The following is a 25,015-nucleotide window of genomic DNA, read 5'->3' as shown; positions in this document are numbered from 1 at the left end:
TAAGAATTGGTTTATAATACTTAAAAACAGTTAATTTACAGAGGTTTACGACCAGAAATGATATTGTAAAGAATTACCACAACGGCAATTACCAAAAGAATATGTATTAAACTACCTGTTGCTAAACCTGGAACTACCCCCAGCATACCTAACAACCATATTATAATACAAATAACTGCAACCAACCATAATAGACTTTTCATAATTTTAGTGTTTTTGATTCAGAAGGAAATTAGTCGATTTTAAATCAATATATTTCCTTTAACACTATGATTATTAACCCATTTGAATGGATTGAGACCTATTGCCTATTTCAAGTTGGACAAGCTCTTTTCCAAGGTCTCGATTTTCGCCTCGGCATCGGCTTGCTTTTTTCGTTCCATTTCGATTACTTTTTCAGGTGCATTGTTCACAAAACGTTCGTTGGAAAGCTTCTTTTGAACCGAATTCAAAAACCCCTTTGTATATTTTAATTCTTCCTCAATTTTGGCCTTTTCAGCATCCACATCGATTGCCCCACTGATTGGAATAAAATATTCATTGGATTTTACTCTATAGGAAAGCGCACCTTCTACAGCACCCTCTACATAAGAAATGGAGGAAAGATTGGTCAATTTGGATATTATTGAATCCCAGTCCGGCCCTTCATTTTCCTCATCTAAAATTGAAAGTTCCAAAGGTTCTTTCATTGGAATATTTTTTTCCTTTCTGATGGTTCTAATACCTGCCACGACCTCGGAAGCAAACTCAAATTTCATGATGAGCTGATCATTCGCCTCAAATTTCCGGGGCCATTCCGAAACGATCAAAGCTTGAGAAGAATCACGTTCGGCAATATGTTGCCAGACTTCCTCGGTCAAAAATGGCATAAACGGATGTAATAATTTTAAGTTCTGTTCAAAGATATGTATGACCTCATCAAAGGTTTTTCTATCAATGGGCTGCTGGTAGGCTGGTTTGATAATTTCCAACAGCCAAGAACTGTAATCGTCCCAAACCAATTTATAAATGGCCATTAACGCATCGGAAATTCGATACTTGCTAAAATGGTCCTCAATTTCACTAAGAGTACGATTAAACTTGGCCTTATACCAATCGACACCCATTTTGGAGGCTTCTGGTTGTGGAATATCCACAACTTCCCAACCTTTCAAAAGTCGAAAACCATTCCATATTTTATTCGCAAAATTCTTTCCTTGTTGACATAGGTCCTCATCGAACATTAAATCATTGCCCGCTGCAGAACTTAATAAAAGTCCTACCCTTACACCATCAGCTCCGTATTCATCGATAAGTTTTAGCGCATCGGGAGAATTTCCTAGTGATTTGGACATTTTTCTTCGCTGCTTATCACGAACCAATCCTGTAAAATAAACATTTTCAAAGGGTCTTTCATCCCTATATTCATATCCCGCAATAATCATCCTCGCCACCCAAAAGAAAATGATATCGGGTCCAGTTACCAGGTCATTGGTTGGATAATAATAATTGACCTCTGTATTATCTGGCTCCAAAATCCCATTAAATACACTTATGGGCCATAACCAAGAAGAGAACCATGTATCCAATACATCTTCATCCTGTCTTAAATCTTCCTTGGTGAGATTATCATTTTGAGATTTTGCCTTTGCCAATTCAAGGGCCTCTTCCTCATTTTTTGCCACCACAAAATCATCCTGGCCGTCCCCATAGTAAAAAGCAGGTATTCGTTGTCCCCACCACAGTTGACGGGAAATATTCCAATCCCTAATGTTCTCCATCCAATGACGGTAGGTATTATCGAACCTTTTAGGGAAAAACTTAATATCGTCGGAGTCCAAAACTGCCTTAATGGCAGGTTTTACCAAATCTTCCATTTTTAGGAACCATTGATCCGATAATCTAGGCTCTATAACCGCCTTCGTTCTTTCCGAAGTCCCCACTTTATTGAGGTGTTGTTCAGTCTTCACCAGAAAACCTTTTTCTTCCAGTTCTTTTGAAATTTCCTTTCTTACTACAAAACGGTCCTTTCCCTGATAGTGTAACCCATAGGAATTTAGCGTGGCATCATCGTTGAAAATATCAACGGTTTCCAAATCATGTTTTTCCCCCAAAGCTTTGTCATTGACATCATGGGCAGGCGTCACCTTTAAACAACCGGTTCCAAATTCAATATCTACATATTCATCCTCAATGATGGGAACAACCCTATTACAAAGGGGAACTATCGCCTTTTTACCTTTCAAATGATTGTATCTTTCATCATTTGGATTGATGCAGATGGCCGTATCCCCAAGGATGGTTTCCGGTCTGGTGGTTGCAATCGTTACCTTTTCATCTGAACCCTCAATAGGGTATTCCAAATAATATAATAAGCCCTGCTTCTCTTCGTAAATTACCTCTTCATCGGATAAAGTGGTCTTGGCCTCAGGGTCCCAATTGACCATTCTGTAACCTCGATAAATAAGGCCTTTCTCATAAAGGTCTACGAATACCTTGATAACGCTTTCATAGCGCTCCTTATCCATGGTAAAGGCTGTTCGATCCCAGTCGCAGGAGCAACCCAGTTTTTTAAGTTGTTCCAAAATAACCCCTCCATACTCATGGGTCCAATCCCAAGCATGTTCAAGAAATTCCTCACGAGAAATTTTATTTTTATTTATTCCCTGTTCCTTAAGTTTTGCCACGACCTTCGCTTCGGTTGCTATGGAGGCATGATCCGTTCCCGGGACCCAACATGCATTTTTACCTTTCAAACGCGCCCTTCTGATTAATACATCCTGAATGGTATTGTTCAGCATATGCCCCATATGCAGTACACCTGTTACGTTAGGAGGAGGTATTACAATGGTATAAGGTTCCCTGTCATCTGGTTTGGAATGAAAGTAGTTGTTCTGCATCCAGTAGTCATACCATCGCTTTTCTACCTGATGTGGCTCATATTTAGAAGGAATTTCCATTTTTGGAATAGTTTTTGAAATAAGTAATCGGATAAATTGGAGAAAAAACAAAACGGATTAGATATTTCATATATCCTTACCGTTTTTTTCTCGAATTAAATACGAAACAAAAATAAGTAACGTTAGAGTATAACAAAAGGATTTTGGAGTTGTTCTGAAAAGAATTAATTTTGAAGTTCATCCTAAATTAAAAATGATGAAAAAAATTGTACTTGTATTATTTGTCGGATTACTTGGATTAAGCCTTAAAGCCCAGGATAGTGCCGCAAAAATTGAGTTTAAGTCAGAGACTGTGGATTACGGTGAAATTGATAAAGGTTCAGACGGTATCCGTGTATTTGAGTTTACGAATACGGGTAGTGCCCCTTTGATCATTAGCGATGTACGTTCAAGTTGTGGATGTACCATTCCTAAAAAACCGGAAGATCCGATCATGCCAGGAAAAACTGGTGAGATTCAGGTAAAATATGATACCAATCGCGTTGGTCCTATAAGAAAAGCGATTACGGTGACATCAAATGCAGATACACCGACAAAAATTTTAAAAATTAAGGGAGAAGTAAAAGCTTCCAGTGGGACCAAATAAAAGGTCGCTCATAAAATAATAAAAACCCTCTTTTTAGAGGGTTTTTTATTTGAATAAATCTTTCAGTATAAAACTGAACAAAAGGTTGTTATTCGATCTTTCTACCAAAACCTTCACACGCTTGCCTTGCTTTTCATTTAGCATTTCCATTATTTCCTGGATTTTATAACGATGTATTCTTTTACCGTTTACGGCTAAAATGATATCGCCCTCCTTTAAACCGGCAGAATGCGCGGGACTACCTGCTCTTATACCTGATACAATAATTTCTGGAACCAAACTCAAACGTGTAGCGCCCTCCAATAAAATTTGGACGTTTCCATATGACCGTTCACTTTTTTGAACGACTCCGTTGAAACTTGCTATCCTTTCTGAAACGTATCTTACCCCAGCATGCTGTAAATCGATACCACTTACGTTATAATGAAACGGTTTTCTAAAATTTCCATTTCTTCTAATACTTATTTTTTCATTTGGATAATCGAAAACAATATTAAATCGCTTTAAGATTTCACCACCTAAACTACCATTTCTATTGCCCAAATTCTTAATTGTACTAAAAGTTAGCATATCGGGGAACGCAGCCTTTGCATCCTCTACATTGAAACCTCCAATCCTTAGTCCGTCTATCTTGGTTCTTTTGCCGTATATGTCACCTGCGAGCCCCTTCCCTAAATAATCTTCATAATATTCTTTTGGCAGCTGTATCCTTTCATCCTCAAAAAGCCAGACAGCATCGCTACTACCAGTATCCAGTAACATTTTTACATCTATATCCTCCTCACCCCTTAAAGAAACACTCGCATCCAAATAGGCCTTTCTATTTATAACATCTACCTGAAGTGTTTCATAGCGTTTACCTAATTTGGGACCCCCAGAATCTGGGTGATAAAACTTTATGGAACTACTGGCATAATTAATATCCACAATGAAATCCCTAAACAAATCGTAACCAATAATTCCATGTATGGGAATACCCAAACTTGGGGAAAAATTGATGCCCGCATCCATCACCACGTACAATTTCTGGGAAAAACTTTGAATATTTCCCAATTTAAAATAATTACCCTTGGATTTTAATGCACTAATCGATTCCCCTTCACCCAGTCCATTGATGGTAATTTCCGATACATTCTTTAATTCCAAAGAATCTTGATTGGCCAGATTGAACAATATTGGCGTACCAACACCTGAATCCAAAACAAAGGACAACTTGGTTCCATTAACCTCAATGGGAACTACAATTAAATTATTAATTAGCTGAAACCTGATTTTCTCAAATTCTTGATTCTTGGGAAGTGTATATCCCTGTGCACTGCATAAAAAAGGTAATAAAAGCAGTGAGAGCAGAAAATAAGGCAAGAATCTTTTTAACATGTTCTTTTCCAATTGATTGACACTCTTCAAGATACAATTTTTTTCTTTTGTTCGGTGTATTTTAACATTCCTAAAAAATCACAAATAAAACGTTCAGATATTGTAGGTTCCCCAATCATTTACCACTTTTGCGAAAAAGTAATCCTTATCTTATGCCTAAGATTTCCCAGAAAGGGCTTGCAATGCCTCAATCCCCTATTAGAAAATTGGTCCCCTTCGCTGAAAGTGCCAAAAAAAACGGTGCAAAAGTAATCCACCTCAATATAGGCCAACCTGATATTAAGACGCCCCAAATTGCATTGGATGCGGTTAAAAACAATCAGTTGAATGTTTTGGAATATAGCAGAACCGAAGGCTCTGAAAGTTATAGGGAAAAAATAGCAGCATATTACCATAAAAATCAAATCGAGGTCACCGCTGATGATATCATAGTTACCACAGGCGGTTCCGAAGCGCTTTCATTTGCCATGGGAAGTATAGCTGATAGTGATGATGAAATTATTATTCCAGAACCCTTTTATGCCAACTATAACGGTTTTGCTACGGCAAGTGGCATAAAGGTTATTCCGGTTGTATCTAAAATTGAAAATAATTTTGCGTTACCTCCTATAGAGGATTTCGAGAAGCTGATTACCCCTAAAACAAAGGCAATTCTCATCTGTAATCCGGGTAACCCTACGGGATATCTGTACAGCAAGGAAGAAATTAAAAAACTAGCCCAAATCGTTCTGAAACATGATTTGTTTCTTATTGCCGATGAAGTATATAGGGAATTTGTATATGATAATAAGGAACATTATTCCATTTTACAGGAAGAATCCTTGACAAATAATGGAATAATTGTGGACTCGGTTTCTAAACGATATAGCATGTGCGGGGCCAGAATTGGCTTCTTGGTATCAAAAAACAAAGAGGTAATCTCCACTGCCATTAAATTTGCCCAAGCAAGGCTCTCCCCACCTACCTATGCCCAAATAGCAAGTGAGGCGGCCTTGGATACACCTCAGAGTTATTTCGATGAAGTAAAGACGGAATACGTGGCCAGAAGAAATCTTTTAATAGCCGAACTAGAAAAGTTGGAAGGCGTTAAAGTCGCCAAACCACAAGGAGCGTTTTATTGTATCGCAGAATTGCCCATTGAGGATGCGGACGATTTTGCACAATGGCTTTTAGAAGATTTTAGAGTAAACAATGAAACGGTCATGGTTGCGCCTGCCGCTGGATTTTATGCCACAGAAGGATTGGGCAAAAATCAAATCAGGATTGCTTATGTACTTGACCAACCCACCTTGAAAAGGGCCGTTCATATTTTGGGTGAAGCTCTAAAAACGTATATAGGTTAATGGAGGTGTTTAAGGATTTTTCCCTGAGGAACTACAATACTTTTGGAATTGATGCCAAAGCCAAGTTCTTTGTTGAAATAAACTTGGTCCAAGACCTCCAGGACATTCTAGCCGATGACACATATCCAGATAAATTTATTCTGGGTGGTGGCAGTAATATGTTAATTACAAAGGATATAGATGCCCTGGTCATCCATGTTAATTTAAAAGGGATTCATATTCAAAATGAGGATGAGGACTTTGTAGAAATTAAGGTGATGGCCGGTGAAAACTGGCATGAAATGGTATTATGGACCCTTGAAAATAATTTTGGAGGTCTTGAAAATATGTCCTTGATACCAGGGAATACGGGTACCGCACCCATTCAGAATATCGGGGCCTATGGCGTAGAGTTGAAAGATGTATTTGTGGGTTGCGAGGCCGTTCGCAGGAGTGATCAAAACCTGATGTATTTTACAAAGGAAGAGTGCAAATTTGGGTACAGGGATTCCTTTTTTAAAAATGAAGGAAAAGATAAATACGTCATTACTTCGGTAATCCTAAAACTGACAAAAAACAATCATGCAATCAATACTAGCTATGGTGCCATTGAAGAAGAACTTAAAAAAAGCAACATTATAAATCCTAGCATAAAGCAGGTATCAAACGCTGTAATAAATATTAGAAACAGCAAATTGCCCAATCCAAAGGAATTGGGAAATAGCGGAAGCTTTTTTAAGAATCCGGTGATATCCAAAATCGCATTTGACAGTTTTATTGCCAAAAACCCAGAAGCTCCCTTTTATAAGGTTTCCGAGGAAGAATATAAAATTCCTGCAGGTTGGCTTATTGAACAAAGTGGCTATAAGGGCAAACGATTCGGGGATGCCGGGGTACACAAGAAGCAGGCGTTGGTTTTGGTGAATTATGGCAATGCTAAAGGGCTTGATATTTTAAATTTGGCCCATAAAATTATTGAAGATGTAAAGTCTGAATTCGGCATAACCATTCAACCCGAAGTTAATCTAATAAAATAACCCCTAGAACAAAATCCCAGGGGTTATACCAAACCAAACTAACCAAAAACTAAGTGGCAGTTACCAGCTGCTCACTTATAACATAATTTTTTAGATAACGCCGCTTTAGCAATCAATTTTATAAATTAGCGTTTATGGATATACGGACTGAAAACCTACCTTGGATCTTTTACATCAAAAAAAATTAAGTTCCTGTCTTTGCTATGAGCGCACTACTTGAAAAACATATTGTTGAACTTTTGCAGGAGCGAAATGACAAAGCGATTTCCCTATTGTATGACAATTACGGGGATACGCTTCTGGGAGTTGCCAATAAGGTCCTAAGAAATGAGGAACTTGCCCAGGATGTCCTACAAGAAAGTTTTGTGAAAATCTGGAAAAAGGCAGATTCTTATGATCCAACTAAGGCTAAGCTTTTCACATGGTTGTTTCGTATAACTAGGAACACGGCCATAGACAAATTAAGAAGTCTTAATACAAAATCGGATAAGGAAATCCAAATCGATGTTTCTGACGTATATAATTTAGGTGTTGAAAGTATTAGACCTGAGTTCATGGATGTTCAAGAACATCTGGATAAGATCGAGGAAAAATATCAAATCGTTTTAGACGCTTTGTTTTTCCAGGGAATGACCCAGCAGGAAGCTAGCGATGAGCTTGACATTCCTTTGGGAACGATCAAATCGAGATTAAAAATTGGATTACGTGAATTAAGAAAAGTTTACGGACCTGCAGTGCTTTTGATACTGTTAAACTTATGATTAAATGAGCCATAGCAACTATTGCTATGTACCAAAACGATTATTGGAAAATTACATCTGACCGATTTAAAAAATAAGAGATGAAAGATAAAATTAAAAAGTTCTTGGATACCGATTTATTGGAGAACTATCTACTTGGGACCACTACAGATTTGGAGACATTAAAGGTGGAACAGTACATAGCCATGTATCCAGAAGTAAGGGAAGCTTACAATGAACTACAGGAAAGTTTGGAAATTTTTGCAAAACTTCATGCCATCAAATCTCCGGAAGGATTGAAGGAAAAAATTACGGCACGTATTAAATCCGAGCGGGTTGGAAGAAAAAAATTCTTCAGGTTCGCTATTGCTGCCAGCATTGTGGCTTTAATCTTTGCCGGGTCGTCCTATTTTTATTGGGATCAAAACCAGAATTTACAGGAAGAAAATTCAATGGTCAGTAATAAGATCAAGTTGCTAGAAGCAGATATGAAACAACAATTGGAGGACGTAAGGAATCAATTCATAGTCCTGAACAATCCTAGCACAAAAAAATACAATGTAAATGGCAATAAAAAAGCTAAGGAGTTAAAAGCAGTTGCTTATATCAATCCGGTTAAAAAGTTGTCCTATATCAACGTGAGTAAATTACCAAACCTTCCAGAAGACCAATGTTTTCAAATGTGGGCAGAGGTTAATGGTGAAATGTTGAACTTGGGTATTATTGAAGAGGCCGGTGACAGTCAAAAATTATTGGCGCTACCTTATGCAGAAAATGCAATGGGTTATATTACTATAGAACCTAAAGGTGGCAACCAAATTCCCTCTGTGGACAATATAGTTGCGAATATTGCCTATTAGAACTTTTAAAGTATAAAGAAGTCTTAAAGCCCCGTAAATTGGGGCTTTATTTTTTTACCTTTGTGCTAAAGCAAATTCTGTGAAGAATGATAGTTATTTTTTTATCCGTTGTGTAAAGAAGCGGGATTTAAAAACGACTCATTAATCAGAAATGGTATATAGATTATAATTTGAGCAAAAAAAATTCTCGATTCTCAATGAAAGGACCGATGGCAAATTATATCTGACCAAAACATAAAAACGAAATTTGAACAGATGAAACTTATTTTACTCACCGTTGGACTCTTGGCATTGGCATTTTCTGGAATCGCCATAAAACTTTGGGCTAAGAAAGATGGAAAATTTGCAGGAACATGTGCCAGTCAAAGTCCTTATCTAAATAAGGATGGACAAGCTTGTAGCATGTGCGGTAAATTACCGGATGAACAGGAGTGTAAAAATGAAGCCATTTCCTAATCAGGAACTTTTTAATTTTTCAAGTACTATTGACAGAAGACGTTAATGACATTATCATCAGGGCCAAAGAAGGCAATCAGATAGCCTTCAGTAGATTACTGGATAGATTTTGGAACGATGTTTATGGTTTTCAGCTAAAACGCACCGAAAACGAAAATGATGCGGAGGACATTACCATCCAAACGTTCTCCAAGGCTTTTGATAAAATAAACACTTACGATGATAGATTTTCTTTTAAAACTTGGTTGATTACCATATCCAAAAACATTCATATTGATCTGGTCAGAAAAAGAAAGAAAAATCTTTTGGACTCTCAAAGAAATGAGGATGCTATAAAAGGAGTATATGACGATGCCTTGTCCATGGAGGACCAACTTATACAAGAACAAAACTTGGCCAATTTACTTCGTGACATTAAAAGTCTAAAACCCCACTATCAGGAAGTCATAAACCTTAGATACTTCAACGAGCTTAGTTACGCAGATATTGCGGAAAAACTTAACGAGCCGATCAATAATATCAAAGTAAAAATACTTAGGGCAAAAAAGCTCTTGGCCGAAATTATTAGAAACAAAAGTTAGGGAAATTAGACCTACATTGATTTCATTTCAGTCTATATCCAACATTCAGCATTACACTATTTACTTCGTATATTTGTAAAAAAAATAGGCATGTCCGTAGCAGTTAAAGAAAATGTGGCACCTCCCAAGGGAAAACCAAAATGGTTAAGGGTAAAACTTCCTACAGGAAAAAAATATACCCAACTCCGTGGTTTGGTGGAGAAGTATGATTTACATACGATTTGTACATCAGGGAGTTGTCCAAATATGGGCGAATGTTGGGGAGAGGGAACCGCCACCTTTATGATTCTTGGAAATATTTGCACAAGATCTTGTGGTTTTTGCGGTGTTAAGACCGGACGTCCAGAAAATGTGGATTGGGCGGAACCGGAGAAAGTAGCCCGTTCCATTAAAATAATGGGCATAAAACATGCCGTTATTACTTCGGTAGACCGAGATGACCTGAAAGATATGGGGTCAATCATTTGGGCAGAAACGGTGAAAGCCATTAGAAGAATGAACTCGAATACGACTTTGGAAACCCTAATTCCGGATTTTCAAGGTATTGAAAAACATTTGGACAGGATTATTCAAGTTTCCCCTGAAGTTGTTTCCCACAATATGGAAACCGTTAAACGATTAACAAGGGAAGTACGAATACAAGCTAAATATGAACGAAGCCTGGAAGTATTAAGGTATTTGCGTGCCAATGGTGTAAACAGGACAAAATCTGGTATTATGTTGGGTCTTGGAGAGCTGGAAGAAGAAGTGATTCAGACCATGCAAGATTTAAGGGACGTGAACGTTGATGTAGTGACCATTGGACAATATTTACAACCTTCTAAAAAGCATCTTCCAGTTAAAGAATTCATTACTCCTGATCAATTTAAAAAGTACGAGGAGATTGGGCTTGAAATGGGATTTAGGCACGTAGAAAGTGGGGCTTTGGTAAGATCTTCTTACAAAGCACATAAACATATAGATTAAATCTTGAATTCCTTGTTATAAATTGAAATCCGTAAAGAATTCAATTTAATTGCCCAACCAATGGAAAAAATAAAAATAGGAATCAATGGTTTTGGAAGAATAGGCAGAACCTTATTTAGGCTTATTCAAAACCATCCTAATATCCAGGTCGTCGCAATAAATGATCTCGCTGACGCTCAAACTCTTTCCCACTTACTTAAGTACGACAGTATTCACGGTGTTTTTAAAGGTACGGTAGACTTTACGGAAAACTATCTTGTGATAAACGGGGCGAAAGTAACCCTTACAAACCAATCGCATCCCAAGGATATTAATTGGGGAGCTAGCAAGATAGATTTGGTGGTTGAATGTACAGGGAAATTCAAAACCCGGTCCAGCTTGGAACATCACCTTAAAAATGGGGCGAAAAAAGTTATTCTTTCAGTACCGCCAACAGACCAAGATATCAAAATGATAGTATATGGCATAAATGAGCACATATTAACCGAAAGGGACCATATTATATCCAACGCCTCTTGTACCACCAACAATGCCGCACCAATGATAAAGGTTATAAATGACCTTTGTGGTATAGAGCAAGCCTACATTACAACAATCCATTCCTATACTTCCGATCAAAGCCTACATGATCAGCCCCACAAGGATTTAAGAAGAGCAAGGGCGGCCGGTCAATCCATAGTACCGACTACGACAGGAGCTGCAAAAGCCTTGACCAGTATCTTTCCAGAGCTGGAGGATGTAATTGGTGGTTGTGGAATACGGGTTCCCGTTCCCAATGGTTCTTTGACAGACATTACTTTCAATGTGGCAAGAAATACCTCCATTAAAGAAATTAATGATACTTTTGAAAAGGCGTCCAAAAATGAACTAAAGAACATTCTTTACTACACAGAGGACCCAATAGTATCTATTGATATAAACAATAGTTCCTATTCTTGTACGTTTGATTCTCTAATGACCTCTGTTATTGGTAGGATGGTAAAAATTATAGGTTGGTATGATAATGAAACTGGATATAGCAGCAGAATTATAGACCTTATAAATTTAATGGTAACTAAAAAGTACGTTTGAGAAAGAATTACTTTCATAAAAAACTTTTAACCCTTCTCCCACTATTTCTTTTGCTAGTAGCGGCACCACCTCTTTTTTCCCAAGATTCTGTACCCGTAAGGAATATGGACCCCTATTTTGACGAAGCCCGTAAACTAAGAAACCAAAATAAAATCGATCTAGCTTTGGAAACTTTGGACAAAGCGGCAGAAGAAGCGGAGGAAGAAGAAGACGTCAAAGGGTTGATCGACTGTTATCATGAACTTGCACTACTTTACCTCCAATTGGATAAGGAAAGTGACACACAATTTTATTGGGATCGTGCAAGCGTATTGCTTACGGATATTGCCTATCCCTATGGAGATGCCATACATAAATATATTGAGGCCACATTACTCTTTAGGGCAGACCAAAGCTATCAAGCACTGTTTATGTTGAATGAAGCAAAACAGCTTAACAATGACCGAAATTTTTTCAACAACATTTTGCTTACCGAAGCTCTGGTATACATGAAGTTAGAAAAATATGATAGTGCGGCAAAAAATCTGAATTCCTTAATTGTCAACACTGATATTTACGAAAAAAACTATTTGTCCACTCGAGCCTATCTGGGTTTGGCGCAATTATATTTCAAAACCGAAAATTTTGAGGAAAGTGCCAAAAATGCCGAAGAGGCACTGGCCTTGGCCAATGCCAATAGCTTTTTTTTAGAAATCAGAAAGGCAAACCGTTTACTTTCCAAAGTATATAGCCAGTTAGGAGCCTACCAAAAGGCTTGGGCCAATAGTCAGAACTTATTGAAAATACAGGACTCCCTATTTACCATTGACAAAGTAAAGGTAGAAGCTAAAACGGCAGATAAGATTAGGGATGACTACAAGACAGAATTAATTGCAAGACAGGACGGAACCATTCAAGAATTAAAGGAATCGCAAAACCGATCGGAATTAACATTGATTTTAACCTCCGCTTTTTTAATTATTATTTCCCTATTGGCAGTTTCCCTTTATAGAAATAACCAGATTAAATTAAAAACAAACGACCTTCTACAGACAAAAAATCAAGAGTTACAAGTAGCCAGGGATGGGGCGGTACAGGCCATGGAGGCAAAGACAAACTTTCTTTCCACTGTGAGCCATGAGTTAAGAACACCTCTTTATGCCGTAACGGGGCTCACACACCTACTGTTGGAAGAAAACCCTGCGGATCACCAAAAAGAACATTTAAAAGCCCTGAAGTTTTCTGGAGATTATCTGTTGAATTTTATAAACGATATTTTACACATCAATAAGATTGATGCCAACAAGCTAGAACCCTTGAATATGGAGTTCAACCTTAAAAAGGTCATCAATGAAGTGATGGATTCCCTGCAGCAAAGTGCTAAGGAAAATAAGACCAGATTGATTTTGGATTATGACAATGAAATCCCAAATCACCTAATGAGCGACCCTTTGAAGCTTTCCCAAGTTTTTATGAACCTCATTGGTAATGCCATAAAATTTACCCGAGGTGGTATTGTCGAGGTAATTTGCAGATTGAAGGAAAAAAATGGGGAGAACGTCACCGTTTATTTTGAAATTAAAGATAACGGTATAGGTATTTCCAAGGAAAAACAGCAAAGTATTTTTGACGGATTTGAGCAAGGATCAATACAAATAAACAGGGAGTACGGTGGTACAGGTCTTGGGCTAACCATTGTAAAAAGTCTTTTGGGTCTGTTTGAAAGTGAAATTGAACTCAAGAGCAAGCTGGGTGAAGGAAGTTCCTTTATCTTCGAAATTGATATGACAAGTAAGGACGATCTTTTGGATGAAGTGTCTTTTGAAATCACAAAAGGTGATTATGACTTTAAAGGACTACACATTTTGGTAGTTGAGGACAATAAGATCAATCAGGTGATTACCAAGAAAATGCTCAACAAAAAGGACATTTCCTGTGACATAGCCAGCAGTGGTGAAGAAGCCGTGACCTTGTCACAGGAGAACGTTTATGATGCGATATTAATGGATATTCATATGCCGGGCATTAGTGGGGAAGAAGCAACCATACAGATTAGAAAATTTGACCAACAGACTCCAATCATTGCGTTGACCGCCATTTCTTTGGACGATAGTGTAGAAAGCTTTTACGCTGCCGGTTGCAACGATGTAATCACCAAGCCTTTTAAGCCTGAAATCTTCTATCAAAAAATTGGTGAAAATATATTCGACAAGAAAATCAGGACTTCCCTTTCATAATTTCTTGAAGCGCTTCTGAAATCATTTGTTTCCCATCATCCATAAACCTATGTTTTACCTGTAAATAATAAAGATTGGGGATTCCTTTTCCCAACCGTACATAGTCCTTTTCCGTAGTCACAATAATCTCTTTCTTCTTAAGAGTTTCTACTTCCCTTTCAGAAAAAAAGTGATGGTCGCCAAAGGCTAAATGATCCAGGTCCAATCCCATATTTTTTAGATGGTTTACCAAAGGCACAGGATTGGCTATCCCAGTTACCAAAGTAATTTTCCTTCCTTTTAGCTCCTCTACTTCCAATTGGTGCAAATGCCCATGGACCATATTGTCATATTCCAAATAGCTAAAAAGTACTTTTTGGTGTTTTTTTGGTTTTAATTTTTTCTTGATCCGCTCTTGGTCATCTTCGGATAGACCTTGCGGGCACTTGGTTACAATGATAACATGAGCCCTTCCAGCCGCCTTTTTACTATCTCGCAAATTGCCTGTAGGCAAATACCAATCATCTACATACAGATCACCAAATGATGTTAACAAGAGAGAAAAATCCGGTTTAACCTTTCTATGTTGGTAGGCATCATCCAACAAAATGAGATTAGGGCTCACCTGTTCGGACAATTTCTTAATGCCCTCTCTCCTATTTGCGTCTACGGCCACAGTAGTGTCCTTGAACTTTTGATGAATTTGAAAAGGTTCATCCCCTAGTTCCTCCACCGTGGTGCTTTCATTTGCAAGTACAAAGCCAGCTGATTTTCTTCTATAGCCCCTACTTAAAACGGCAATTTTGTAATGAGGTTGTAATAATTCGATAAGAAACTCCGTCATCGGAGTTTTGCCCGTCCCTCCTACACTTAAGTTGCCAATACAAATGGTAGTTACATCGAACTTTTTAGAAATCAAAATATTCCTATCGTACAAAAAATTACGTATATGGACCACAGCCCCATAAAGTAAGGAAAATGGAAAAAGAAGTTTTCTAAGCAGTTGCATTTGAACGAAATTATAATATTTTATCTTTGACCACCTTATAATTTATTGAAAATGACGGTTAAAACAGTTGCCCAAATTCTGGAAGAACTTGCTCCCTTGGACCATGGGGAGGATTTTGACAATGTAGGCCTCTTGGTTGGGGACAGTTCTATGACGGTAAATGGTATTTTGGTGACCTTGGATACTATAGAATGTGTGGTGGACGAGGCAATCGAAAACGACTGTAACCTTATCGTAAGTTTTCACCCCATTATTTTTAACGGATTAAAAAAAATTACAGGGAAAAACTATGTTGAGAGAACTGTTTTAAAGGCAATTCAGAACAATATTGGCATTTATGCGATACATACTGCCTTGGACAACTCTCCAAATGGGGTCAATGCAAAAATTTGTGAAGTATTAGGCCTTACAAATACGCAAATACTGATTCCTAAAAAGAATACTATCAGGAAGCTCAATACGTATATACCCACCGCTAGTGCGGACCATCTAAAAGAAAAACTTTTTGAGGCCGGTGCAGGAAATATTGGAAACTATAGCAACTGTAGCTTCTCCCTTGAAGGTACAGGAAGTTTTAAGGCCGGGGAGAATAGTAACCCTACCATTGGGGAAATAGGAAAGACCCACTTTGAAACGGAAACTATGTTCTCCGTAACCTACCTTAAATCCTCTGAAAAGAATATTTTGAGTGCCCTAATGGAATATCACCCCTATGAGGAAGTGGCTTATGAAATATATTCCTTAGAAAACAAAAACCAAAATTTAGGTATGGGAATGATTGGGGAATTGAAGGAAGCCTTACCGGAAATGTCCTTTTTAAGACATTTAAAAAAAACAATGGACGCACAAGTTGTAAGGCATTCGGCATTAAGGAACAAACCCATTAAAAAAGTAGCGGTTTTGGGCGGCAGTGGCGCATTTGCCATAGGTGCCGCAAAAGCTGCAGGTGCTGATGTTTTCGTAACCGCAGATGTGAAATATCACCAGTTTTATGAGGCTGAAAATAAAATGGTAATTGCTGATATTGGACACTTTGAAACTGAGCAGTTTACAAAAAACCTTTTAGTTGATTATCTTACGGAAAAAATTCCTAATTTTGCAGTCCGTTTATCGGAAAGTATAACAAATCCCATCAAGTATTTTTAAATATGGCAAAAAAAGAAGATTCGTCTGTAGAAGCAAAGTTAAGGGCGTTGTATGACCTTCAATTAATTGATTCCAGAGTTGATGAAATAAGAAATGTACGAGGAGAACTACCTTTGGAAGTTGAAGATTTAGAGGATGATGTACTTGGCCTAAAAACAAGACTGGATAAGCTTAAAACCGATTTGGAAACCATTAATTATGAAATCGGTGCCAAGAAAAACCTTATTGAGGAAGCCAAGACCTTGATAAAAAAATACACGGAGCAACAGAAGAACGTTAGGAACAGTCGTGAATTCAACTCTATTAGTAAGGAATTGGAATTTCAGGAATTGGAAATTCAACTTGCCGAGAAAAACATTAAGGAATTCAAGGCACAAATAGAGCAGAAGAAAGAAGTTATTGCCGAGACCAAGGAGAAATTAACGGAACGTGAAACACACCTTAAGCACAAAAAAGGTGAATTGGATGCCATCTTGGCCGAGACTGAAAAAGAGGAAAAGGCGCTCTTGGAAGAGTCCATGAAATATCAGGATCAAATAGAGGAAAGATTGGTAAAGGCTTACGCCCGTATTAGAAACAACGTAAAAAATGGCCTTGCCGTTGTACCTATTGAAAGGGGAGCTTCCGGAGGTTCTTTCTTTACCATACCACCACAGGTTCAGGTTGAAATAGCTTCCAGAAAAAAAATTATTACCGATGAACATAGCGGTAGAATTTTGGTAGACCCTGCCTTGGCGGACGAAGAACAAGAAAAAATGGAAAAACTCTTTTCCAAGCTATAAGCTTTTTATAAATAAAACTTTTTAGGCCATCTTTTTAGGATGGCCTTTTTTATTTATATTATATAGTGATGAAAAGAACAATTCCACTGGCAATAATCCTACTCTTCCTCTACACTCAAAAAATGTATTCACAAAACTTATCAGATTATACATGGAAAAATAGGATTCTAATACTTACCGATACCGATTCAGAAAGGAGTAGTTCAAAACGAGCATTTGACTTAGTAAATTCACAGTTGAATTCCTGGCAAGAGAGGGATGTAGTCGTACTTTTTCTTTTCAATAAAAATCTAACCACCATCAGCCAAGAAAGGATAAATTACGAAAGAGAATTTCCCGAGAAATTCAACGGTTATATTTTAATTGGGAAGGATGGCGGAATTAAGTTAAAGGAAACCTATCCCTTAATCCCTAAAAAAGTCTTCGACCTGATTGACGGTATGCCCATGAGACAGGCCGAAATGAGAGCCAACAACGATCAATGACCCATTTCAAGTGCTTTTAGAATTTTATTTTCTACCTCAATGCTATCCCATTTCTCCTCAATTTTGGGCATGGCCATCACTTCTTGCATAATTTTCTCCTGAAAATCACCTATGGCCAAGGCTTCTGAATAAGGCCGGTCCGAAAAAGTAACCCTGCTATATACAGGAATCCATTTCTCAGGATATTTTTCTGAGAACCTTTTCTCTATCTTTTTTTGTAGCAAAAACATGGGATCTGCCGTTTTGCTACTCATTTCTATAAAATTTCGATAGCTCAATTCGGCTATCGCATCGCCATTTGGCTTACGGACTTCCTGATAATTTTTGAAGATAGCCTCCCAATCATCTCCCTGTTCCTGTATTATAGAGTTTAGCACATAAATATCCTCAAAACCTGCATTCATACCTTGTCCATAAAATGGGACTATGGCATGCGCAGAGTCGCCTACAAGGGCCACTTTATCCCAATAAGTCCATGGGTAACATTTCATGGTCACCATCGCACTTGTAGGGTTTTTAAAGAAATCCTGCATTAAGTTTTCAATATCGTTCTTAACGTTGGGGAAATAGGTGCCAAAAAAATGTTTGGCATCTTCCTTGGTCTTAATACTTTCAAAGGAAACATCCCCTTCAAACGGCATAAACAGGGTACAGGTAAAGCTGCCATCTAAATTGGGCATGGCAATAAACATAAATTGGCCGCGTGGCCAAATATGAAATGAGTTTCGGTCCAGTTTGTGCGTCCCATCTGCATTGGGAGGAATAGTAAGTTCCTTATAACCAACGTCAATGAAGTCCTGGGAATAATCGAACCGACTCCTTCGCTGCATTTTATGGCGTACCCTCGAAAAAGCCCCGTCACAACCGAACACTAAGTCAAAATCATAGGCCTTCCACTCCCCTTTTTCGGTTTCGCCGGTAAATACCTGGGCATTGGGTAAGTCAACATCCCAGACCTTTTCCTCAAATCTAAATTCAACCCCGGCATTTTCCGCAAGATCGATCATCTTTTTGTTGAGTACACCTCTGGAAATTGACCATATAGCTTCTCCTTCCTTCCCATATTTTTGATAGTATTCCGCCTTTCCTATAACATGCATCGCCCTCTTATCCAATGGAATTCCAATCTTCCTTATTTCTTCATCGATATTCACTTCCTTTAGTGCCTTCCACCCTCTATTGCTCATGGCCAGGTTAATGGACCTACCTGAAAATTCTACTTCTCGGATATCAGGTCTTCTATCAAAGACCGTAATCGTATGCCCATACTTTCTTAAATAAATGGCCAATAACGAACCTACTAGTCCTGAGCCTATAATTGCAATGTTCCTTTTAGTCTGGGTCATATGTTGTAAGCTAGATTGAGATATTTTTTAATGGGGAAGCAAAAAGAAATAAAACAGGTTTTAGTTAAATATTAACTCTTTTTGTTTAAGTAATAATTAATTTTATTAGACATTTTAAATAAGGTTATGCATTTCAACCATTCAGATTTAATAAATCTTCCCAATCGATATAGGGCAAATTTAATCAATAGTTCATCAGGATATAGACCAAGTAATCTTTTGGGCACAAAATCCCTTAACGGAGTTACAAATTTGGGGATTTTTAATTCAATCACCCATATTGGAAGTAACCCTGCGATGCTCGGTTTCATTCTGCGACCTTTGACGGTGCGTAGAGATACATATAACAACATTAAATCTACTGGTTTTTTTACAGTAAACCATGTGAACAGTTCCATACTCGAACAAAGCCATCAGACTTCGGCCAAATATGGGGAAACAACATCGGAATTTGAAAAAACAGGTCTGACCGAGGAATACCTCGATGGATTCCAAGCGCCCTACGTTAGAGAAAGTCATATCAAATTGGGTTGTTCCTACGTAAATGAATATCCTATTAAAGAGAACGGCTGCATCATGGTCATTGGGGCAATCGAGCATTTGTACCTTCCGGAGAATGCCATTTTTGACGATGGAAGTATGGATTTGGAAAGCGCCCAGAGCATCGCCAATATTGGATTGGACGGATATGCCTTACCAAAACTACTGAAAAGGTTTGCATATGCCCGGCCAACCGTGAAAACAGAGGAAAAAAAATGGCCCATAAAAAGCTTCATCTTGCCTCTAAAGTCTGCCCCGTTTGTGGACTTTCGTTTGTATGGAGAAAAAAATGGGAAAGAAAATGGGAAGCCATAAAATATTGTAGTGAAAAGTGCAGAAGAAACAAAAACAGCGTGCATGAATAATTTGGTTTGGTTCAGGAATGATTTACGGGTACAGGACAATGTCTCCCTTATTAAAGCGAGCAAGGGCGAGAAAGTGTTAGGGGCCTATTGTTTTGATGCGCTTTATTTTGGGCCGGGAGACTTTGGATTTAAAAAAACGGAACGGTTCAGGGCCCAATTTTCAATTGAGTCCGTAAAGGAATTACGAGCCAACCTGAAAAAATACAATATTCCGCTGTTCGTGTTTTTTGGAAAATCCTCGGAACATATACCACTGCTTGTTAAGGAACATGAAATTGATACGATTTATCTTCAAAAAGAGTGGACGCGTGATGAAGTTTCCATATCGGATTCCGTAAAAAGGCAATTTGATGAAAAGGTACGTTTTAATGAAAGCTACGATCAATTCCTATTTCATCCAGAGGACATTCCATATTCTAATTTTCAGGACATACCAAAGGTTTTTACGGACTTTAGAAAAAAATGCGAAAAACTCAGTACCGTGCGTTCCGTAGAAAAATTCGCGAAGGTTTTCCCCGAAACAAATCTTGTGGAAAACCAAACGAAAATTCCTTCGTTGGCCGATCTTGGTTTGTGCGAACCTATACAGGACAGACGATCGGCATTTCCATTTAAAGGTGGTGAAACACAGGCTTTGCAAAGAATCGACCATTATTTCTGGCAAACCAAAAAGTTGGCCTATTATAAAAAGACCAGAAATGGTCTCATGGGGACGGATTACAGCTCCAAACTTTCGGCTTGGTTGGCAAACGGCAGTATTTCTGCACGTACCATTTATTGGGAGGTAAAGAAATTCGAAAAAAAAGTTAAAAAAAATCAGGATACCTATTGCTTGATATTTGAATTGATATGGCGTGATTTTTTCAAATATGTATCCTTAAAACATGGTCCAAAAATCTTTCAGATCCGTGGAATATTAAATAAAAACTACGATTGGAATTTTGATAAGGCAACATTAAACCAATGGACATCGGGGAATACTGCAGATTCCTTTGTCAATGCCAACATGAAGGAATTGGAAAAAACCGGATGGATGAGCAATAGAGGTCGGCAAAATGTAGCGAGTTACTGGGCCAAGGAACTGGAGCAGGATTGGCGCTATGGTGTCGCCTATTTTGAAAGCATGCTAATCGATTACGATGTACATAGCAATTGGGGCAACTGGATGTACAACAGTGGTGTTGGCAACGACCCTAGGGACCGTAAATTTAACACCAAACTACAAGCGGAACGCTATGATGCCAATGGGAAGTTTCAAAGGGAGTGGCTCCAAGAATCCCTATTTTAAAATAATAATAAAATGAAAACCCTAAGATTGATATTAGGAGATCAGCTTAACCAAAAACATAGTTGGTTTGAATCGGTGGAGGACAATGTAATCTACCTCATGGCAGAAATGCGACAGGAGACGGACTATGTAAAACATCACATACAAAAGGTCACGGCCTTCTTTTTGGCCATGCGTTCCTTCAAAGAAGATCTATCGGACAAGGGACATAGGTTCATTTATTTAAAAATTGGGGATAAGAACAATCCCCAATACCTAACCAAAATAATAAAACATTATGTCAAGGAAACCAAAGCAGAACAATTTGAATACCAATTACCGGACGAATTTCGATTGGATGAGCAGCTAAAACAAATTGCTAAATCCTTAAAAATTGAAACCCGTGCCGTGGATACGGAGCATTTTTATACAAGTCGGTACGAGTTAAAGAATTTCTTTTCGGGGAAAAAACAACTTTTGATGGAATCCTTTTACAGAATGATGCGGAAGAAGCATGGCATCATGGTAGAAAATGGACAACCCGAGGGTGGAAAGTGGAACTATGACCAGAGCAATCGCAAAAAATGGAAAGGTGAACCAAAAATTCCGCATGAACGGGGATTTCGGAAAAATGTAAGCAAAGTGGTAGAAGAATTTAGGGAAGCGGGAGTGGAAACCTTTGGCGAAATTGAACTGGAAAATTTCAATTGGCCCATCAGTAGGGCAGATTGTCTTTCCGTACTCAACTACTTTTGTAAGGAGCTCCTAATCTATTTTGGGGATTATCAGGATGCCATGCATACCCAAGAGAAGTACCTCTTTCACTCGCGTTTGTCCTTTGCCATGAACTCCAAAATAGTAAGTCCTAGGGAAGTAATTGATAAAGTATTACAACACTACCATGAAAACAAGGAGGGCATCCATATTTCTCAAGTGGAGGGTTTTATACGACAAATCCTAGGTTGGAGAGAGTATATGAGGGGAATCTATTGGAAGGAAATGCCAAATTACGCCCATATAAACAAATTGGAAAACCACAATAAACTCCCAGAATTTTTCTGGACCGGCAACACCAAGATGAACTGCCTAAAACATGCCATTGGACAAAGTTTGTCAGATGCCTACTCCCACCATATACAACGACTTATGATAATTGGAAATTTTGCCTTACTTACCCAAATGGACCCAGATGAAGTTGATCGCTGGTACTTGGGAGTTTATATTGACGCCATTGAGTGGGTTGAAATTACCAATACGAGGGGTATGAGCCAATTCGCAGATGGTGGAGTCGTTGCCACTAAACCCTATGTAAGTAGTGCCAATTATATAAATAAAATGAGCGATTACTGCGGTTCTTGTCATTATAAACACAATGTAAAGAAAGGGAACGACGCATGCCCGTTTAATATCCTATACTGGAACTTTTTGGATACTAAAAAAGAGTATTTCAAGGACAATCAGCGTATGAACATGATGATGAGTTTGCTAGAAAAGAAAGAAACTGGGGAAATGGAGTACATTCGAAAAAAATCATCCGAAATCATCAATAATCTTGATGAATTTTAACAAATAATTAAACTTAAAATACGTTCAATCAATTAACTTTAGTAATGATAAATAGACTATTCCGCGAGAGCGTCTATATATATCCAAGAAGGTCCTTCACATTGACGGTGTGAAGGACCTTTTTTTTATGGAATATTATTCCTTAATTAATCCATAACTGCGTCAACTATTCCATACTCGATGGATTCTTCTGCGTTCATCCAATAGTCACGGTCAAAATCCTTCAACACTTTTTCAAAGGTTTGTCCACAGTTGTCCGCCAATATTTGGGCACTTAATTCCTTGGTCTTTATAATTTCCTTCGCCTGTATTTCTATATTGGATGCTTGTCCCCTGGCACCACCGCTTGGTTGGTGTATCATTACCTGCGCATGGGGCTGTATAAAACGTCGTCCCTTTTTACCAACGGATAACAAAATAGACCCCATGGATGCGGCTAATCCGGTACAAATAGTAGAAACCGGACTCTTCAATGATTTTATGGTATCGTACATAGCGAAACCAGAGGTTACATATCCTCCCGGACTATTGATGTACAATTGTATTTCTTTATGGTTTTGCATATCCAAATACAGCAATCTATCTATGACATGTTTGGCGGAATCGTCATCTACCTGCCCCCAAAGAAAGACCTTTCTTTCGGCCAACATTTTCTCATCTATAGCTTCCTGTATTTTTCCTTTTTTAGAACTCATATTTGTTTTTTTTTAATCAGTCTCAAAATTAAGGAATAAATTATGAATCCCTCTTATTTTGATACGCCCAAAAAATCGTCCAAAATTAGTCACTTACCTCAACGGTACTCTCCACAATTTTCTTGATGGGCACGACCAACTTACCCGATTTGGTCTTCACGACCATGGAAATGTTATCAATGGCTTCTACCTTTCCCTCAATTTTGCCAATTTTTACCTGATCCCCAACCTCATAGATTCTCCTAGAATAAAATGTTCGCAAAAGGTCTCCTACCACCTCTCTGGCACCAAGACCCAAAGCCAAGGCGAACGCCAATAAAAAAGCACCCAATATTAAGGTAAAATTACTGGTTATGATTTGGGTTTCTATACCTGCTTGGTTCAAAGCGGTAATGGAAACAAAAAAAGTAATCAAGTAAAATAGTGCGCCACTGACCACTTTTGATCCGCCCACACCCATGGATTCAAATAGTTTCAAGGTTGCCTTTTTTACTACCGTAGCCAAATAGAGTCCGCCAACAAGCAGTAGCAAGGCACTTATAAAGGTAGGTAGGTAGCCCAATAGGGAATAGATGCCATCGGATATGGCGTTCAATTTTAATATCTGGGCCAAAACAACGGTAAACATTAAAATCAAAAGAATTTTGGCGGTAGACAAGGCTACCTTGAGCAAATCGATTTTGAGTTGCTTGTCCCCAAATAATTTGGCGTCTGCCACACGTTGGGAAAGAACGTCGATTTTAACCGCCTTCAAGATTCGTTTTAGGATGAATAGTATTATTTTAATGATTAACCATGCTAATATCAAACCAACGATACCCAAAACAATTTGGGGAATCATTTCCGCGGCGGATTTTAATAAACTACCAAAACTATCCGATAAAGTATCTTTGAGTTCATTAAGTGTTTTCATAGTTCCGTTATTTAGTTTTATTGGTTTTTAAAAGTCCTTCGATAAGACTGCCGTAATTAGAGGTAAACAAGGTTGCCATTTCCATAATGAGTTTGGCCAAGGCAACATCATTCATCACCTTCTGACGTAGCTCCGGTGGGACATCCTTAAGATCTCCCTGCATTTTCTTAAATGGATTTTGGTCCTGCTCTAACATTAGGGTAATGAATTATAAGCTTCTATGACTTTGGCTTTGGCTCTTTTTAATCTCATTTTTACGGCACTACTACCAAGATCCAATGTTGATTCCAATTCCTTAATAGAAACCCCGTCTTGGTACTTGAGCATTAAAATCGTCTTATCCTCTCCAGGTATCATATCCAATGCCTGTTTCAATTTTTCTACCTGCAACTCCAATAAATGTTCATCTGTCACCTCCTGGGACAATCTGTATTCCTCGCCACTTATATCATTGGACCTATCACTGATTTTCCTGCCCTTGTCCCGGTTGACATAATTAACGCAAAAGTTATAGGTAAACGAGTATAGCCAAGTTGAAAATTTTGATTTTCCTTGAAACGAGGCCAATTTCACGAATACCATTAAAAACACATCTTGTGTAAGGTCCTCCGCCTCCTTTTGTGATTTGGCAAATCCGTAACACTTATTGTACACCATTTTCGCATATCGATCATAAAGAACACCAAATAGCATGGAATCCTTTTTGGCCACTATCTCCTTCACCAGATCCTCATCCGTAACGTCCTTGTAAGGGTCATTAGCATCCAATTT

General features: G+C 38.2%; 25 protein-coding genes and 1 pseudogene. 17 read left to right on the top strand and 9 right to left on the bottom strand.

Annotation, left to right across the window (positions count from 1 at the left end):
* Positions 1–35: 35 nt before the first annotated feature.
* Positions 36–203, bottom strand: coding sequence for a lmo0937 family membrane protein (locus CJ263_RS20990; protein ID WP_158657167.1), 168 nt, complete (start codon positions 201–203; stop codon positions 36–38).
* A gap of 105 nt (positions 204–308) precedes the next feature.
* On the bottom strand, positions 309–2,939 hold the full coding sequence (locus CJ263_RS14065) for a valine--tRNA ligase (protein ID WP_094997860.1): 2,631 nt from the start codon (positions 2,937–2,939) through the stop codon (positions 309–311).
* A gap of 193 nt (positions 2,940–3,132) precedes the next feature.
* On the opposite strand from CJ263_RS14065, the gene CJ263_RS14060 reads away from it, so the two are divergent.
* The gene (locus CJ263_RS14060; protein WP_094997859.1) at positions 3,133–3,525 is read left to right on the top strand and encodes a DUF1573 domain-containing protein; all 393 of its coding nucleotides are present in this window, start codon (positions 3,133–3,135) and stop codon (positions 3,523–3,525) included.
* Between the two features lie 45 nt (positions 3,526–3,570).
* Here the strand turns inward: CJ263_RS14060 and CJ263_RS14055 are convergent, their stop codons facing one another.
* A complete protein-coding gene (locus CJ263_RS14055) occupies positions 3,571–4,932 on the bottom strand; it encodes an aspartyl protease family protein (protein ID WP_229702424.1) in 1,362 nt (453 codons plus the stop codon).
* Positions 4,933–5,054: 122 nt separating this feature from the next.
* Here CJ263_RS14055 and CJ263_RS14050 point away from each other — a divergent pair, with 122 nt between their 5' ends.
* From CJ263_RS14050 to CJ263_RS14010, 9 genes are all read left to right on the top strand, one after another.
* Entirely contained in the window at positions 5,055–6,245 is a 1,191-nt protein-coding gene (locus tag CJ263_RS14050) for a pyridoxal phosphate-dependent aminotransferase (RefSeq protein ID WP_094997857.1), read from the top strand.
* Positions 6,245–7,261 carry a UDP-N-acetylmuramate dehydrogenase gene (gene murB / locus CJ263_RS14045; RefSeq protein ID WP_094997856.1) on the top strand — a complete coding sequence of 339 codons (1,017 nt, stop codon included), beginning with the start codon at positions 6,245–6,247 and terminating at the stop codon, positions 7,259–7,261. The genes CJ263_RS14050 and murB overlap by 1 nt, the downstream gene beginning before the upstream one ends.
* Positions 7,262–7,464: 203 nt before the next feature.
* Entirely contained in the window at positions 7,465–8,022 is a 558-nt protein-coding gene (locus CJ263_RS14040; RefSeq protein WP_094997855.1) for an RNA polymerase sigma factor, read from the top strand.
* Positions 8,023–8,102: 80 nt separating this feature from the next.
* The gene (locus CJ263_RS14035; protein ID WP_094997854.1) at positions 8,103–8,861 is read left to right on the top strand and encodes an anti-sigma factor; all 759 of its coding nucleotides are present in this window, start codon (positions 8,103–8,105) and stop codon (positions 8,859–8,861) included.
* A 255-nt stretch (positions 8,862–9,116) separates the two neighbouring features.
* On the top strand, positions 9,117–9,317 hold the full coding sequence (locus CJ263_RS14030; protein ID WP_094997853.1) for a membrane or secreted protein: 201 nt from the start codon (positions 9,117–9,119) through the stop codon (positions 9,315–9,317).
* Between the two features lie 29 nt (positions 9,318–9,346).
* On the top strand, positions 9,347–9,898 hold the full coding sequence (locus tag CJ263_RS14025) for an RNA polymerase sigma factor (protein WP_094997852.1): 552 nt from the start codon (positions 9,347–9,349) through the stop codon (positions 9,896–9,898).
* Positions 9,899–9,988: 90 nt separating this feature from the next.
* Positions 9,989–10,864 (top strand): lipoyl synthase, encoded by an 876-nt coding sequence (lipA, locus tag CJ263_RS14020; RefSeq protein WP_094997851.1) that lies wholly within the window; start codon positions 9,989–9,991, stop codon positions 10,862–10,864.
* Positions 10,865–10,924: 60 nt separating this feature from the next.
* On the top strand, positions 10,925–11,935 hold the full coding sequence (gene gap, locus CJ263_RS14015; protein ID WP_094997850.1) for a type I glyceraldehyde-3-phosphate dehydrogenase: 1,011 nt from the start codon (positions 10,925–10,927) through the stop codon (positions 11,933–11,935).
* Complete coding sequence (locus CJ263_RS14010; protein ID WP_229702425.1) at positions 11,932–14,151, top strand: tetratricopeptide repeat-containing hybrid sensor histidine kinase/response regulator; 2,220 nt, start codon at positions 11,932–11,934, stop codon at positions 14,149–14,151. Before gap ends, CJ263_RS14010 begins: the two co-directional genes overlap by 4 nt.
* Here CJ263_RS14010 and lpxK read toward each other — a convergent pair.
* Positions 14,132–15,139 (bottom strand): tetraacyldisaccharide 4'-kinase, encoded by a 1,008-nt coding sequence (gene lpxK, locus CJ263_RS14005; RefSeq protein ID WP_094997849.1) that lies wholly within the window; start codon positions 15,137–15,139, stop codon positions 14,132–14,134. The two genes, CJ263_RS14010 and lpxK, sit on opposite strands and share 20 nt — an antisense overlap.
* A 51-nt stretch (positions 15,140–15,190) precedes the next feature.
* Between lpxK and CJ263_RS14000 the strand changes: the two genes are divergently transcribed.
* From CJ263_RS14000 to CJ263_RS13990, 3 genes are all read left to right on the top strand, one after another.
* Positions 15,191–16,285, top strand: coding sequence for a Nif3-like dinuclear metal center hexameric protein (locus CJ263_RS14000; RefSeq protein WP_094997848.1), 1,095 nt, complete (start codon positions 15,191–15,193; stop codon positions 16,283–16,285).
* Positions 16,286–16,287: 2 nt separating this feature from the next.
* The gene (locus CJ263_RS13995) at positions 16,288–17,067 is read left to right on the top strand and encodes a zinc ribbon domain-containing protein (protein ID WP_094997847.1); all 780 of its coding nucleotides are present in this window, start codon (positions 16,288–16,290) and stop codon (positions 17,065–17,067) included.
* Positions 17,068–17,135: 68 nt separating this feature from the next.
* The gene (locus CJ263_RS13990) at positions 17,136–17,552 is read left to right on the top strand and encodes a DUF4174 domain-containing protein (RefSeq protein ID WP_094997846.1); all 417 of its coding nucleotides are present in this window, start codon (positions 17,136–17,138) and stop codon (positions 17,550–17,552) included.
* Here the strand turns inward: CJ263_RS13990 and CJ263_RS13985 are convergent.
* Positions 17,546–18,898 carry an FAD-dependent oxidoreductase gene (locus CJ263_RS13985; protein WP_094997845.1) on the bottom strand — a complete coding sequence of 451 codons (1,353 nt, stop codon included), beginning with the start codon at positions 18,896–18,898 and terminating at the stop codon, positions 17,546–17,548. The genes CJ263_RS13990 and CJ263_RS13985 overlap by 7 nt on opposite strands.
* A gap of 126 nt (positions 18,899–19,024) precedes the next feature.
* Here CJ263_RS13985 and CJ263_RS13980 point away from each other — a divergent pair.
* The 4 genes and pseudogenes from CJ263_RS13980 to CJ263_RS13965 form a co-directional block, all read left to right on the top strand.
* Positions 19,025–19,459: pseudogene (locus CJ263_RS13980) on the top strand (flavin reductase family protein); the annotation flags it as partial.
* Between the two features lie 194 nt (positions 19,460–19,653).
* Positions 19,654–19,803 carry a DUF2256 domain-containing protein gene (locus CJ263_RS21270; RefSeq protein WP_094997843.1) on the top strand — a complete coding sequence of 50 codons (150 nt, stop codon included), beginning with the start codon at positions 19,654–19,656 and terminating at the stop codon, positions 19,801–19,803.
* The gene (locus tag CJ263_RS13970) at positions 19,796–21,091 is read left to right on the top strand and encodes a DASH family cryptochrome (RefSeq protein ID WP_094997842.1); all 1,296 of its coding nucleotides are present in this window, start codon (positions 19,796–19,798) and stop codon (positions 21,089–21,091) included. The genes CJ263_RS21270 and CJ263_RS13970 overlap by 8 nt, the downstream gene beginning before the upstream one ends.
* Positions 21,092–21,103: 12 nt before the next feature.
* Complete coding sequence (locus tag CJ263_RS13965) at positions 21,104–22,636, top strand: cryptochrome/photolyase family protein (protein ID WP_094997841.1); 1,533 nt, start codon at positions 21,104–21,106, stop codon at positions 22,634–22,636.
* A 146-nt stretch (positions 22,637–22,782) separates the two neighbouring features.
* Here CJ263_RS13965 and CJ263_RS13960 read toward each other — a convergent pair whose 3' ends face one another.
* From CJ263_RS13960 to CJ263_RS13945, 4 genes are all read right to left on the bottom strand, one after another.
* A complete protein-coding gene (locus CJ263_RS13960) occupies positions 22,783–23,331 on the bottom strand; it encodes a ClpP family protease (protein ID WP_094997840.1) in 549 nt (182 codons plus the stop codon).
* An 85-nt stretch (positions 23,332–23,416) separates the two neighbouring features.
* Positions 23,417–24,244 carry a mechanosensitive ion channel family protein gene (locus CJ263_RS13955; protein WP_094997839.1) on the bottom strand — a complete coding sequence of 276 codons (828 nt, stop codon included), beginning with the start codon at positions 24,242–24,244 and terminating at the stop codon, positions 23,417–23,419.
* Between the two features lie 7 nt (positions 24,245–24,251).
* Positions 24,252–24,440 carry a hypothetical protein gene (locus CJ263_RS13950; protein ID WP_094997838.1) on the bottom strand — a complete coding sequence of 63 codons (189 nt, stop codon included), beginning with the start codon at positions 24,438–24,440 and terminating at the stop codon, positions 24,252–24,254.
* Entirely contained in the window at positions 24,440–25,012 is a 573-nt protein-coding gene (locus CJ263_RS13945) for an RNA polymerase sigma factor (RefSeq protein ID WP_229702426.1), read from the bottom strand. The genes CJ263_RS13950 and CJ263_RS13945 overlap by 1 nt, the downstream gene beginning before the upstream one ends.
* Positions 25,013–25,015: the final 3 nt, after the last annotated feature.

Source organism: Maribacter cobaltidurans (assembly GCF_002269385.1).
GTDB classification, from domain to species: domain Bacteria; phylum Bacteroidota; class Bacteroidia; order Flavobacteriales; family Flavobacteriaceae; genus Maribacter; species Maribacter cobaltidurans.
Note: the sequence above shows the minus strand (reverse complement) of the source record. Positions and strands in the feature narration are given on the sequence as shown.